The organism is Hymenobacter fodinae, assembly GCF_004745825.1.
Taxonomy (GTDB): Bacteria; Bacteroidota; Bacteroidia; order Cytophagales; family Hymenobacteraceae; genus Hymenobacter; species Hymenobacter fodinae.
This window is the reverse complement of record NZ_SRLA01000001.1, coordinates 1334684-1348732: the sequence shown is the minus strand read 5'-3', so window position 1 is coordinate 1348732 and position 14049 is coordinate 1334684. Positions and strand designations below refer to the sequence as shown.

12 protein-coding genes are annotated in these 14049 nt (G+C 60.0%); 5 read left to right on the top strand and 7 right to left on the bottom strand.

Features of this window, described 5'->3' with window-relative positions; translation table 11 throughout:
- Positions 1-102: 102 nt before the first annotated feature.
- The gene (locus EU556_RS05785) at positions 103-894 is read left to right on the top strand and encodes an SDR family NAD(P)-dependent oxidoreductase (RefSeq protein WP_135431908.1); all 792 of its coding nucleotides are present in this window, start codon (positions 103-105) and stop codon (positions 892-894) included.
- An 80-nt stretch (positions 895-974) separates the two neighbouring features.
- On the opposite strand, the gene EU556_RS05780 is transcribed toward EU556_RS05785, so the two are convergent.
- From EU556_RS05780 to EU556_RS05760, 5 genes are all read right to left on the bottom strand, one after another.
- Positions 975-1946 (bottom strand): YitT family protein, encoded by a 972-nt coding sequence (locus EU556_RS05780; RefSeq protein WP_135431906.1) that lies wholly within the window; start codon positions 1944-1946, stop codon positions 975-977.
- A gap of 137 nt (positions 1947-2083) precedes the next feature.
- Positions 2084-2467, bottom strand: coding sequence for a hypothetical protein (locus EU556_RS05775; protein ID WP_135431904.1), 384 nt, complete (start codon positions 2465-2467; stop codon positions 2084-2086).
- Positions 2468-2539: 72 nt separating this feature from the next.
- The gene (locus EU556_RS05770; protein ID WP_135431903.1) at positions 2540-3706 is read right to left on the bottom strand and encodes an NAD(P)/FAD-dependent oxidoreductase; all 1167 of its coding nucleotides are present in this window, start codon (positions 3704-3706) and stop codon (positions 2540-2542) included.
- A 72-nt stretch (positions 3707-3778) separates the two neighbouring features.
- The gene (locus tag EU556_RS05765) at positions 3779-4219 is read right to left on the bottom strand and encodes a DUF4174 domain-containing protein (protein ID WP_135431901.1); all 441 of its coding nucleotides are present in this window, start codon (positions 4217-4219) and stop codon (positions 3779-3781) included.
- 16 nt (positions 4220-4235) lie between these two features.
- Complete coding sequence (locus EU556_RS05760) at positions 4236-5249, bottom strand: alpha/beta hydrolase (RefSeq protein WP_167855473.1); 1014 nt, start codon at positions 5247-5249, stop codon at positions 4236-4238.
- A gap of 245 nt (positions 5250-5494) precedes the next feature.
- Here EU556_RS05760 and EU556_RS05755 point away from each other — a divergent pair, with 245 nt between their 5' ends.
- From EU556_RS05755 to EU556_RS05745, 3 genes are all read left to right on the top strand, one after another.
- Positions 5495-6238 (top strand): L,D-transpeptidase family protein, encoded by a 744-nt coding sequence (locus EU556_RS05755; protein WP_135431897.1) that lies wholly within the window; start codon positions 5495-5497, stop codon positions 6236-6238.
- Between the two features lie 125 nt (positions 6239-6363).
- Complete coding sequence (locus EU556_RS05750; RefSeq protein WP_135431895.1) at positions 6364-6918, top strand: NUDIX hydrolase; 555 nt, start codon at positions 6364-6366, stop codon at positions 6916-6918.
- A gap of 317 nt (positions 6919-7235) precedes the next feature.
- Positions 7236-8333 (top strand): YncE family protein, encoded by a 1098-nt coding sequence (locus EU556_RS05745; protein ID WP_135431893.1) that lies wholly within the window; start codon positions 7236-7238, stop codon positions 8331-8333.
- 187 nt (positions 8334-8520) lie between these two features.
- Here the strand turns inward: EU556_RS05745 and EU556_RS05740 are convergent, their stop codons facing one another.
- On the bottom strand, positions 8521-9921 hold the full coding sequence (locus tag EU556_RS05740) for a DUF5723 family protein (protein ID WP_135431892.1): 1401 nt from the start codon (positions 9919-9921) through the stop codon (positions 8521-8523).
- Positions 9922-10063: 142 nt separating this feature from the next.
- On the opposite strand from EU556_RS05740, the gene meaB reads away from it, so the two are divergent.
- Positions 10064-11041: a methylmalonyl Co-A mutase-associated GTPase MeaB gene (gene meaB / locus EU556_RS05735; protein ID WP_135431891.1), complete on the top strand. Its 978-nt coding sequence runs from the start codon at positions 10064-10066 to the stop codon at positions 11039-11041.
- A 174-nt stretch (positions 11042-11215) separates the two neighbouring features.
- Here meaB and EU556_RS05730 read toward each other — a convergent pair whose 3' ends face one another.
- Positions 11216-13837, bottom strand: coding sequence for a DUF5916 domain-containing protein (locus EU556_RS05730; RefSeq protein ID WP_167855472.1), 2622 nt, complete (start codon positions 13835-13837; stop codon positions 11216-11218).
- Between the last annotated feature and the right edge of the window lie 212 nt (positions 13838-14049).

Below are 14049 nucleotides of genomic sequence, written 5' to 3'. Positions count from 1 at the left end.
TGGCCATCGGCTGTACTCTGCCTAGTTCACTAAAGTCCACCTAAGACAAAATTCGGCTTTGTGGGTTACACAGAGAATCGATTTTAATCTGACCATTCAACTATGGACTTACAACTGACCGGCAAAGTGGCCCTCGTAACGGGCTCTACGGGCGGCATTGGCTTGGCAATTGCCCGCGGCCTGGCCGCCGAGGGCGCACATATCATCATCACGGGCCGCACGGAAGCGCGCATCCAAGAGGCTCGGGCTACTATTCAAGAGGCCGTGCCGCAGGCTAACGTGCGCGGCGTGGCCGTTGACTTTGGCAAGCCCGAAGAGGTAGCCGCCCTGCTGCGCGAAGTAGCCAGCGTGGATATTCTGGTCAACAACGTGGGCATCTTCGACCCCAAGCCTTTCACGGAAATTCCGGATGAGGACTGGCTGCGCTTTTTTGAGGTAAATGTAATGAGCGGGGTACGCCTTTCGCGCCACTATTTCCCACAGATGCTGGCTAAAAACTGGGGCCGCATCATTTTCATTTCCAGCGAATCGGGCCTGCAGATTCCGGAGGAAATGATTCATTACGGCACCACCAAAACGGCGCAGCTGGCCGTAGCACGTGGCCTAGCGGAGCTGACAAAAGGCACTAACGTGACGGTAAACTCAGTGCTGCCGGGCCCTACGGCTTCGGAGGGAGTGCAGGAGTTTATTGGCAAGCTGTCTGCCGAAGGCAAAACGCCCGAAGAAGCTGAGCATGAGTTCTTCCGCGACGCCCGCCCCTCTTCTCTCCTGCAGCGCTTCGCCACCACCGACGAAGTAGCCAACATGGTAGTGTACTTGTCCAGCCCGTTGGCCTCGGCTACTAATGGCGCTTCTGTGCGCGTTGATGGCGGCGTTATCCGGAGCATCGGCTAGGCCACTTGTTGCTCACGAAGAAGCCCCGCTGAGTTCTCGTCTGTTGAGAATTCAGCGGGGCTTTAGCAATTGCTAGAGGACTAGTGGAGGGGTCGGCGCTTCACTAGGCCACCCTTGGTGTCGCGCACGCTGCTCATCACCACAAACGCCTGCGGATCGAGGCGGTCAATTTCGTCGGTGAGGCGGGACACTTCCAAGCGGGTTACCAGCGTGAAAATGATGTCGAGCGACTCAAGCTGCTCGCCCCGGCTGCCGAAGCCGCGCTTGCCCATGTAGAGGGTAGCGCCCCGGCCCAGCTTCTCGGTAATCATACGCCGGATTTCGTCGGAGTGCTGCGAGATAATGGTGACGCCGGTGTACTCCTCAATTCCTTCGATGATGAAGTCCATGGTTTTGGCCGCCGCCAGGTACGCCAGAATAGAGTACAGAGCCGTGGTAATGGACAACAGCAAAGCCGCTACCCCGAAGATCATGATATTGATAACCAGCACAATGTCGCCGACACTAAGTGGCGTCTTCTTGCTGATATACACGGCTAGAATCTCGGTACCATCGAGCACGGCCCCTCCCCGGATAGCCAAGCCAATGCCAGCCCCCAGGAAAAAGCCCCCGAACACGGCAATCAGCAGCTTATCGGTGGCAATAACCGGGAAGGAAATTACGAGCAGAACCAGGGCGAGCCCCAGAATAGCCGCCAGAGTGCGCAGCGCAAAGCCTTTCCCCAGTTGATAATACCCCATAATGATGAAGGGGATATTGATAATCACGATTAGCGCCGATAAGGAGAGACCCGTCAGCTGGTTGAGCAACAAGGAAATACCCGTTACCCCGCCATCAATAAACTCATTCGGCAACAAAAACCCTTTCAGCCCCAGGGCGGCCGAAAAAATACCCGCCACAATCATCCCGACCTGCAATAGCCCCCGCCGCACCCGACGCCGGGCGGCACTCAGCGCATCGGCCGGAAATTCGGGTAGGGGTCCGGTTGGCAGAGGAGCTTCCTCGCCGGGTACTCGTTTGTTGCGCTCAAACAACAGTTGCTGCAAAAACATACACTTAACTTAAACTTCGTAGAAAACGCCCTTGTCAGATTACAGGGCACTAGGCACTACCCCAGTGCAAACGCGGCGTGGCCTGGCGTTAACCTAGGTGGGCCACCCCGCATACACAGCAATAAACCAGGGTATAGTTACGGAGCGTTGGGCGCAACAGCCGTGAGCAACAGGCGCACCCGAAACAGATCGGGCAGGGCGCAGGGCCGTATTTCGGTTAGCAGGCCTACGGCCGAGGGCCACACGGGGCGGGCCCAGGTCAGCATTACGGGTGGTAGGCCACTTGCGACCAGCACGGCGGGCACTTGCGGAACGGCCGGCAATAGGGCGGCTTGCTCTAGCAGAGCGGCCGCTGAAAACTGAAAATCGGGTTTGTTAGGTTGGTGCCCAATCGTCAGCTCAGCCCGGGGGTTGCCGGGGTGCGGCGCCCACGCCGGAGCCGGGCACGCCAAGCCACCCAGCCAGAAGGCCAGCAGCAGCGCCACGCGCAGCGAGAGTGATATGGCAGAGCGAGTCAGCAAGGACAGAGTGGGCTGGCCCAGGTAAGGCCTAGTAGTAAGAACGTGTTGAGCTACATAAAGTTAAAAATCCTTTTAGCCGATGGCTTTCACGAAGGCCCGCTCCAGCCACGGTACACGGGCCAGCAGCAGCAGCGCATCAACCAGCCAGGGGCGCACCGCCAGCAGCCGCATCAGGCGGTAGCGCTGGCGCAGGGGCCGGCCAATCCGACGCTGCACCTCGTCGGTGTAAAGGTGCAAAGCGGCCGGGCTGAAATTATTCTGCTGAAAACAGCGCTTGGCGTGCTCGGCCGCCAACATTCCGCTCTGCACGGCCTTGTCAATACCGTGGCCTTGCATGGGGTCTATCAGGGCGGCTGCGTCGCCGCAGAGCAGGGCCCGGGGGCCCGTGAGTGGCCTAGCCGAACCGCCCAACGGCAACCCAAAGCCCTGGATCTTGCCCAGTGGCCGGGCCTCCCGAAACCGGGGAGCTAGGCCAGGGTGCTCCGACAGCAACTGCCGCAGAACCTGTTTCAGGTCTACCTGGTCGCGGGCAATGTCGGAGGAGAGCATCCCGAAGCCTACATTATACACGCCATTGCCCACCGGAAACACCCAGCAGTAGCCAGCCAAATGGCGCCGCAAGAAATAAAAGTCGCTGGTGGTTTCAGGCGCGTGCTGCACACCCGTGTAATAGACGCGCACGGCGGCACAGTGACGGCGGCGGTCAAGCGGCCAAGGCACGAGCTGCCGCCCAACCACAGAATTGGCCCCATCGCAGCCTATAACCAAACGAGCCGTAAGCGGCGCCAGTTCCGGGCGGCTGGAGCGCAGAGCGACGTGCGCAGGAGTAGCTTCTACAGTCTGCACGGGCCAATTCTCTAGTATTTCTGTGCTGGTGTGGCGGCGCACAAGCTGCAGCAGGGCATCATCGAAGTGTAGGCGCGGGCTATTAAAGGCAGGTGCTTTCCAGCTGATGTGTACCTCGGCGCCAGCGGGAGCTACCAACCGGCTGTGCGCCACCTCGGCGCGGTGGGCTGCCGTGAGGGCAAGCACCTCGGTAGCATACGCGGGGTTGAGGCGCGCCAATGCTTTAAGCGTAGGGCTCGGGATGGCGTCGCCGCAGATTTTATCGCGCGGAAACTGCGCTTTGTCTACCAGCGCCACTCGTAGGCCACTATCCCGCAGCGCTAGGGCGCAAGCAGTTCCGGCTGGGCCAGCCCCAACCAGAAGCACATCATACATAGTAGCAGACTCAGACACGCGGGCAGCAGATATATCACTCAAAGGTAACGCTCTGCTTCCGCCCACTTATAGCTCAACGGTGCTCACAGCTTATGGCTTGCCGGTGCCCCGCGCCTCTTCCCGGCGCATGGGCATCACGTCGATGGTCTGAAAAAGCGACTTAGGGGTTATGGGCTGCGTTTCCCGCCGCTTCACGCCGCCGTCTTTTCCCAGGAGCACTAGCGTAAATCCGGTGGTGTTAACCCTGAGCTTTTGGGTGACATACTGCTTATCGGCCGCCGAAAGCTGGTCGAACAACACTTCCCGCACAACGATATCGCGCTCTTGCATACCAGCCTCGGCGGCGGCAAACTGTTGCTGCTGGGCCCGCAGCTCCGGTTCACTAGCTGTGGGCGCGCACAGCAATACCACGCGCTTTTGCCAGCGCTGCTTGGGTAGCCAAGAGGCAAGCGGTTGGGCAGAAGGTTGGGCCAGCGCAGCCATTGCCAAGAAGGTGAAAGCGGCCAGCAGTAGGTAAGCAATGCGTTTCATTCTCCAGCATACGCAACTAGGCCACTCCTAGCTGAGCAGTAGGTAGTGGCAGCACCCGCCCCAGCCATTCAAACAGCACTCGGTAGGCTTCGGCGCGCACTTTTTCCCGGGAAAGAAATACATCGTGGATGGCGCCTTCCAGGGCGTGCGTCGTTACTCGGGTGCCTAACCACGGGGCCAGCTCCCGGATGTGGGCCACGTTGAGCACTACATCCGTTTCAAATACATCTTCCCGATGCCCCCGGCGGGCCGTGCGGTCGGAGTGTAGCACCAGGATGGGAACCTCAATGCCGAGGGCACGCCGCACCTGGGCGTGCCCCCATCGGATGGCCCGCAGCCAGCCCGCGTTCATGGAGAACACGCGGTTAGGCTTCCAGTCCAGGTTGTAGTCCCACTCGCCCTGAAACGAGCGGTGCAGGCTTTCCCCGTAGATGGGAGACAGATTAGCTTTCAGGGCCATATCGGGCCAACGGGCGCCCAGGCGCTTCATCATCGGAATACCAAATTTCCGCAGCAACCAGGGCTGATGCATTTCCAGAAACGGGCTATTAAGCACCATAGCGGCCACCCCGGCTTTTGCCTTCCGGTACCACATGTACAGCGAAACAATAAGGCCGCCGGTAGAGTGGCCACTCAGCACAATGGTGGTGTTGCCTTCTGCCCGAACACGAGCCAGGGCGGCGTCGAGGTCATGAAAGTACTCACGCAGGTCGCGGACGTTGTTGGGGCGCTGGTGCGACCGGATGGAGCGGCCGTACTTGCGCAAATCGAGGGCGTAGAAGTTGAACTGGTGGGCCCCGTAGTTCAGGGCCAGTTCGCGCTGAAAGAAGTAGTCATTGAAACCATGCACGTAGAGCACAGCGCGGGTGCTGGGCCCCTCGGCCAAGTGGCGGACCAACGTGCTCACTACCGGACCTTCATAATCCGGAGAATCGTCGGGGGTGATGGTCAGTTGTTCGAAGCCTTCCCCAAGTAGGTCGGGCACGTAATCGGAATAGGAAGCGGGAGCAGACAGGTCGAATTGTGGCATACTTGCCATACGCAGCCAACAGGCTAAGTGGTACAGATGAGCTACCGATGCCGCAAACCCTCATGCTGGCCGCGAAGCAGAGTGCAGTTGTGACTTCTCGCCTCACTCCTCCCTCCTGACTGATGGCACAAAATAAACCTGATGCCGAATATAGCACTTCCTATACTTTTGCAGATTCTAGTAGCGTTGGGCTACTACTACCAGGGTTGCGCCTGCTGCGCAGCTCTAGGCCACTCCCTCTCTCCATGCGTCTGTTGCTCTGGGCCACTACCCTCTTCACGGCCTGTTATTTCCCCTCCTCTACCCCTACCGACTCGGCTTTCCGCCAAGACCAACTTCGTTACCCCCGCGTCCGGGATGCCTACGCCCTTGCCGGTAGCCGTATGCATTCTGTGCTGCAAGAGCACCACCTCGACCCCGAGCGCCTAGAGCTGTTCATCCGGGCCCTGAAGGTGGGCCGGCGGGTAGAGGCCTGGGGCCGCAACCAGGGCGAAGGCGAGTACCAGCTGCTGCGCACATTCCGGCTGGCGGGCACCTCGGGCACGCTCGGTCCTAAGCGCCAGACCGGCGACGGCCAGGTACCCGAGGGCTTCTACCACATCAACCGCTTCAACCCCAACAGCCAGTTTCATCTGTCGCTGGGGCTTGATTACCCCAATGCCGCCGACCTTGCGCGTAGTGGCCTAGACGACCCCGGTCAGGATATTTTCATCCACGGCTCCGACGTCACCATCGGCTGCCTACCCATCACCGATGCGGGCATCCGAGAGCTGTATGTACTGGCCGTAGAAGCCCGCGCGGCCGGCCAAACGGACATCCCGGTGCACATTTTTCCGTTTGAGCTTTCCGCAGATAACCTCGCCATTCGCATGGCTAGCAAGCACTTGCTCTTCTGGCAGGAGCTAGCTCCCGGCTATCAGTACTTCGCCGACCACCACCAGCTGCCTGCCGTAACCATAACCGAGCGTGGTTCTTATGCGGTGCAGTAACCCGCCCGTATTGCATAGCCAAGGCAGGTGCCCGCTACCGGTACTGCCGTGAATCAACTGCGGCGTTCCAATTGTTACGCGAGTGGCCTAGCTCTTGTGTAAGGCAGGCCCCGTACTTTGCGCTTATGTCTATTCCTTCTATTTCAGACGTTCCACTTCCTACAAATTTGCGCGAGTCGGCGGTGCTGGTGCCGGTGTTCCGCGATGCCGCCGGGCAGGTACAGATTGTGATGGTGCGCCGCTCAGCTTTTGGCGTGCACGGCGGGCAGTTGGCCTTCCCCGGCGGCAAGCGCGACCCCGAGGATATTTCTCTACAGGCTACAGCCATGCGCGAGGCTCATGAGGAAGTGAGCCTGCTGCCTGGCAACGTGGAGATACTCGCGGCCCTACCCACGGTGCCGGTGCTTTCGGGCTTTTGCATTGCCCCGTTTTTGGGCCGCATTCGTCGGCCGGAAGTGTGGGAGTGGCAAACCCGCGAAATAGATGAAGTGCTGGAGATTCCGTTGCTCCACCTCGCCGACGAAGCTACCCACGTTGAGGAGACATGGCAGCTCCCCGGGTGGCCTAGCGCCCGCCGCGTACCCTTCTACCGCATCGGCGCCTACAAGCTCTGGGGCGCCAGCTACAACATCATTCGCCCCCTCATCCCACGCCTGCTAGCCGGCGAATGGGAAGTGTAATAAGGTGACTGAGTGAAGTAACGGGGATGATGAGGTGAAACAGAAACAGGAATAAAAGGCCGTCCTGTCGAGCTTGTCGAGACATCTCGCGTGCTGACGTTGTAGTGGTATTCACTCTTCTTTCCTGAGAAAGAGTGACTGGAGGTGAAGTTCAAGCGAGATGTCTCGGCAAGCTCGACATGACGGCCTAGAGGCCTAGGCCACCTTCTTCATCACCTCGTCACCCCATTACTTCCTCACCCCATCACCTAAATCTGGCACGAAATTGCGTTATAGGGTGAGTCATTAACGCACATTGCGTTTTCACTATCTTTTCGATGAAACGACTTTCGCTTCTGTTGCTTTTACTGTTGCCGGCCGTGGCTTCGTTTGCCCAGCGGGAGCAGTCTATCTGGCTGTTTGGCCAGCAGGCTGGGTTGAGCTTTCCGGCCGATGGGGGGGCGCCCACTCCCCTGCTTACTAGCAAGATGACCACCTACGAGGGCTCGGCAGTAGCCACCAATCAGCAGGGTCAGTTACTGTTTTACACCAACGGCGAGTTTGTGTTCAACCGCCAGCACCAGGTGATGCCCAACGGCAAGAAGCTGATGGGCTCCAACTCCAGCACCCAGAGTGCGCTCATCGTGCCCGACCCCGGCAGCGGCAACGTGTTCTACGTGTTTACGGTGGCGGCCCAAGGCAACGGCAACGGCCTGCGCTACTCCACCGTGGACATGACCCGCGACAACGGCCTCGGCGACGTACCCCGCGCTAATGCCCTCCTGATTACGCCCGTGGCCGAGAAACTAGCCGCCGTGCGCCACCAGAATGGCCGCGACGTCTGGATTGTGGCCCACCGCTGGAACTCCAACGCCTTCGTGACCTTCCTGGTAACCGCCGACGGGGTGCAGGGCACGCCCATCCTGAGCAACGTAGGCTCTATGCACGCCGGCCCCGGCCGCAACGCTATCGGCGCCATGAAGTTCTCGCCCGATGGTAAGAAGCTAGCTGTGGCCCTATGGCGCGAGGCTAACAAGTACGAGGTTTTCGACTTTGACCGCAAGACCGGCAAAGTCAGCAATGTGAAGGCGTTTGCGCCCTACCCCGAGGCCTACGGCGTGGAGTTCTCGCCCGATGGCAGCAAGCTCTACGGCTCCAGCAACGGCGAAGGCGGCGGCGAGGCCCAGATCTTCCAGTTCGACCTGAAAACCGGCAAAGCCACGGTAGTGGGTAAATCGGCGAACCGCAAAGTGGGCTCCCTGCAGCGCGCTCCCGACGGCAACATCTACGTGGCCCGCGAAGACAACCCCTTCCTCGGTGTCATCCAAAACCCCAACTCCGACAAAGCTACCTACCTCGACAACGGCCTCAAGCTCGGCGGCCGCCGCAGCAAGCTAGGCCTCCCCAATTTCATCACAGAGCCTGAGAATAGGTAACACGGTGATGGAGTAATGAGGTGACGGGGTGATGAGGGAGTAGATAACACAAGCACGTCATCATGACGAAGGAAGGATCTTACCCCGCGTGAACGACTGGCCTAGCGCCTCGTGCTGCCGTGACAAGATCCTTCCTTCGTCAGGATGACGTGTTGTTTTGCGGTTTATCCCGTCACCTCATCACCTCCTACTGCGACTGGCCGCCGAACTTGAAGCGGAGGAAACCGGCGGCTACGGAAACGTAGGGGTTCTTCGAGGCCACTAGGCCTATCACGTCGCGGGTGCTAATGCCGGCTTCATAGGCCGAGGTAGTGAGGGTAAAGCCCAGCGGCACGCTCACGCCGTAGCCCGCGCCCCCGGTCAGGCCGCTGCTGAGGCGCAGCCAATGCACGGGTTTGTAGTCGAGGCCGGCGCCCACGAAGGCGGAGGGCAGGTTGCCGGCTACGTTGTTGAGGGGCAGCGTCACGTCGAGGCCGGCCTCAAAGTATTCGCTGATGCGCAGGCCGGCGCCGGCGCGCAGCTTGGTGGGCAACTCAGCGCGGCGGGTTTGGCTGGCCTGATAGTTAAAGAGGCTATCGGTGCCGGCGGCGAAGATTTGGGTGGCTTCCTTGATGAAGTTGTAGGTCCCGACGCCGCTGGAGTTGAGGCGCTTGAGAGGCTGGTCGTTGGCCGTTACCAAGTTACCTTCCCAGTCCATGTGGCCGATGTCGGTAACGGCCACGCCCAGCCGGAGGGCTTTGCCCGCTTCGGCGGCTAGGCCTAGGTCGAAGCCGTGGCCGGTGCCCACGGGCTTTAGGCCATTGCCGTTCCGGATATTGAAGCTAGGGTTAGCAGCAATAGAGCCGTAGTCGATATCAAACAGTGGCGACATGGAGCTGTAGGCCTGTAAGTCGCCGGGCTTGACGCGGATATCCACAATGCCCAGCCCCTGAATGTAGCGGTACCCCGCCCCAGCTGAGAGCTGGAACAAGGGCAAATCAATCAGGCGTGTGCCCCAGGCTAAGTTGAACTCGTTGAGCAGGGAAAACTGCAGGTCAGTACCCGCCAGCGCCTCCGACACCAGCGGCACGTTCCCGCCTGCTCCCGCCGAGGTATATATCGGGGCGTTGCGCCCCAGAAACAGCAGTTCCGCCGCGTTCTGGTTCAAGCCAACGTGCCCCGCCGTCCGGACGCGGTTGCTGATGGCTATACCCCCAATCACCGGCAGCTGCACTGATAGGCCAAGTGTGGTGGCATCGGCGTTTAGGTTCAGGGCATTGTCGGAAGTAAACGCCCGCGCCAACTCCAGCCGATCCGTCTGCGGGAGTTGGTCTCGGGTATTGTAGATGAACTTGCGCAGTTGCTGGCGCGTGAGCGACTGAGAGCCCAAGCCGGCCCCTACTTCGCCCAAGGTAAAGGAGAAGGTAGCGCCGCCCACTCGGCCCAGGTTGGCTGGGTTGATGCCGATAGCTTGATAGTCGGTGGCGAAGGTGGTGGCCACGCCGCCCCGGCCCGTGGCCGTGAAATTGCTGAGCTCATTCTGGGCCCGCAGAACGGTGGGCACCGTAAGGGCTAGCCCTACCAACAGGGAAAGACGAGTGCGTTGCATAAGACGGAATTGTGGCCGAAGCTTCGTTAGTTTGGGGCCGATACCCTGGAGCTGACCTTCTAGGCCACTGCCCGCCTACTTTACGTAGGCAATCGGTAACGGCTTCAAAACTAACGAAGCTTCCGGCACATTTCTCTTCGCTTTGGCAAAACGCTTTTCCGTTTCTGAGTACACCGATGGCATTCTGGCCGGCAACCGCGTGCTGCTGAGCCGGGCCATTACGCTGGTGGAAAGCACCCTGCCCTCCGACCAGGCCCTGGCCCAGCAGGTGCTCGATGCGGTGCTGCCCTACGCGGGCCGGTCGGTGCGGGTGGGCATTACGGGGGTGCCGGGCGTGGGCAAAAGCACATTTATTGAGGCGCTAGGCCTGCACTTGGTGCGCGAGCAAGGCCACCGCCTGGCCGTGCTGGCCGTTGACCCCACCTCCCAGCGTAGCGGCGGCAGCATCCTCGGCGACAAAACCCGCATGAACCAGCTGGCCGCCCACCCGCAGGCCTACATCCGGCCCTCCCCCGCTGGCCGCAGCCTCGGGGGCGTCACGCGCAGCACCCGCGAGGCCCTGGTGCTCTGCGAAGCCGCCGGCCACGACGTGATATTCGTGGAAACCGTGGGCGTAGGCCAGAGCGAAACCGCAGTGCACGGCATGGTCGATTTCTTCCTGCTGCTGATGCTGGCCGGCGCCGGCGACGAGCTGCAGGGCATCAAGAAGGGCATCATGGAAATGGCCGACGCCGTAACCATCACCAAAGCCGATGGCGGCAACGAGCAGGCCGCCCGCCGGGCCCGCGTGGAGTATCAGAATGCCTTGCACCTGTTTCCGCTGGCCCCCTCGCAGTGGAGCCCCGTGGTTACGGTGTCCTCGGCCCTCACAGGGGCGGGCGTACCGGCTGTGTGGCAGCTGATTGAGCAGTACGTGCAGCAAACCCAGGAAAGCGGCTACTTCCAGCGTCGCCGCCAAGAGCAGAACCTGCACTGGCTCCACGAAACCATTCGCGAAACCCTGGAAACCCGCTTCTACGCCCGCCCCGATATTGCCGCCCGCCTCCCCGAAATCCGGGAGCAGGTCATGAACGGCCGCAAGTCGGCTTTCGGGGCCGCAGAGGAACTGCTAGGCCAGTAGGCCACTATACCGCAAATTCCGTTTCGCGATGAGCGTAAATAGAACGTCATGCTGAGCGGAGTCGAAGCACCTCTACCTCTGGCTTACTTCTTTGAGTAGCTCCAGTAGAGATGCTTCGACTCCACTCAGCATGACGTTCGGCTTTAAAGATGCTGTTAGTGGCAATCTACTGGCCTAGCTAGCTAGGCGGCGCTTAATCATCAGGTAGTCGAGGTAGTACAGGATCTTAATGGATATGTTGTTGTTGTGCGGGGTATTGATGGTGTTGTTCAGGTTATCGAAGTAAAGCGGCGTGGCCTCGTTGGCTTCGAGGAAGGAGGAGCTGGCGTTCTTCCACACGATGCTCACCTGCGAGCCGGGCGCAAACCACCACGAGTACACGGCATCCACGTTGAAGGCATTGAAGGTGTTGTCGCGGTTGCGGCGGTAATCTACCAGTACTTCCTGGCCGTTTTTCCCGAGACGGGCGAAGTCGGCGTAGTTCACGGTACTAGTGTAGTGCCGCGTGCGGATAGTCAGCGACATGCGGTTGTTGAAGGTATAAGCTCCCGAAAGGGTATTTGTGACCGTGAGCACACGACGGCGGCCTAGCAACACATCGGTGGGGTAGTTTTTCCGGAAAGCTGCATCGTCGGGTAGGCTCTCATCCAAATCGCCGTTCACGTAGCCCACCTGGTTTTGCTTCAAGTTCCAGTCGAGGTTGTACCGGAAGTTAAGCTGGTTGCTGACGCGGTAGCGGGGCGAGATACTCCAGCCGTAGCCCATGCGGCGCGGCCGGGCGCGCTCTAGGCGGTCATCGGTGTCGTACCAACGTACGCCGCCGCTTACGTCCAGGGCCAATTTTTTGCGGTAATCCGAGGAGATGTACCCGCTCACGTTAGCATTGGCCGGCAGCCGCACAAAGTAGTCGCCCAGCGGGTACTGGCGAGGCTCGTAGTAGTCGTGGGTTACGGGGTTAGCGTCCACGTCCATCCCCACCGACAGGAAGTTCTTGGTGAAGGTAGTATTGAAGCCGGCCGCTACGTTCGCGTTTTGGTAGCGGGTAGGCTTATAGAGCAGGGAGTGGTTGAGGTTGAAATACGTGTAGAGGTTATTAACCTTCCAGAAGGGCTTGTATTTGTTGTAGTTTGCATACACGCCCTGGCTGATGTTGTTGTTACCGAACAGGATGCCCAGGTCGTTGGGGTTGTAGGTATCCGACTCAATGCCGTGGTTCAGGCCCCAAGTGAAGTTGCCGCTAATCTTGCTCACGCCCACTTGGTATTTGTAGCCGTTCTGGTCGTCGATCTGCTTCTCCGAGGCAAACACGTTGCCGCGCCGCCGCGAGTACACCACCCGGCCATCCACGGCGTAGCTGTTCTTCTTGTTGGCGAAGCGAAACAGGCCGCCCGTGACGTTGGCATCGTAGGTGCTGCCCCAGCGCGTGACGTTTGTATTGATGAGCGAAACGTAGGAGTTGTTCTTCAGGCTTTGGTCTAGCACCATGATGCTGTAGTTGCTGAAGGGCTGAGTAAGCACGTCGCGCTGGCGCCCATCCACAGAGTCGCGCACGGTAGCATACACGTCGTTGCTGAGCGCATTAAACACCCCAACGCCCAAGCCGTTTTTGGTGCGGCCCGATACTTTGGTGGCGTTGAGCAGGCGCGTCACGCCGGGGTTGCTTACTACTGCCTCCCCTGGCCTACGCTGCCCGTCGGGGCCTAGCTGGCCTTGGCGCAGTTGGCTGCTTACGTTGTCAAACCCAATGGGCGTGGCCCCCACCCGGCGGGAGTAGAACAGGTTACCCTTGTTAAAGAGCTCAGTACCCTCGGTGAAGAACTGACGGTTTTCCTGAAACTGCACCTCAAACGGCGAGAGGTTCAGCACCTGGTTGTCGCTCTGCACCTGCCCAAAGTCGGGCACCAGGGTGGCATCCAGGGTAAAGCTTTCGTTGATGCCCCACTTCACGTCGGCGCCGCCGTTGAAGCTGGTGCTGGTGTTGCGGGTGCCTTGCTCCTGGTACGGAAAGTGGTTGACGTAGCTGGAAACGTAAGGCGTAAGAGAAAGGCGTAGCGGCGGCGTAATGTCGCGGAGGCCGCGCAGTTCGCCCCACTGGTTTACAAAACCATCGACGGCGGGCTTCACCTCATTCCAGAAGAAAGCCTGGTTGTCGCGCTTGCGCTGGCGCATGAAGTTGAGACCCCACACCTGTTCCGGGGCCTTGCTGAAGCGGATAGCCGAGTACGGAATGCGCATTTCACAAAGCCAGTCGGTGCCGCGCATGGTGGTGCGCGAGTCCCACACGGCGTTCCAGTTGCCATCTTCCCCGCCGGCCGGCGAGTAGCGCGCATCTACCTGCACCCCGCCCGTGCTTACAATGAAGCTGTAGCCGTTGAGCTGGTCGTGGTAGGTATCCAGAAAAATACCGAAGAAGTCAGAGTTGCCAATGTCGTCGCGGGCACTTAGCTCCCGCATAATCGAGTCCTGCGACACATCGTGCATGATGGCGCCCACATAGAGGTTGGCGTCGTCGTAGAGCACGCGTACTTCGGTGGGGTGCTTCTCGTGGGGGCCGGGGTTGGGGCGGTTCTGGATGAAGTCGGTGGCAATGGGCGCCTGCTGCCAGATGGGCTCATCCAGCAGGCCATCGAGCTTAATGGCCTCAGTGATGCGCAGGGCCTGGAGCTGGCGCTTGGGGGCCGGCACGGCGGCTTGCGCAGCCGTAGTCGTGTTGTCGGAGGTGCTGGCAGATTGCGCCTGGGCTAGGCCAGTGAGCGTAGTTAGCCAAAGTAGCAGGAACACACGGAAGCAATTCACGGCGTGTGGGTGGGCGGAGAAGTGGGACAAGCGGGTACGTAGGGGGTGGGTAACACCCGAGGCACTGGCCTAGGCCAGGTCGGGACGAGGTAGCGGCGCCAGTATATAGCGGGCGCGGAATGTGGCAATAGATGCCGGCAAGGGCTGTACCGTTGCCTCTTCACATAAACTTCATGATAAAAAAAGGCCACCGTTGCAGCGGTGGCCTTTTT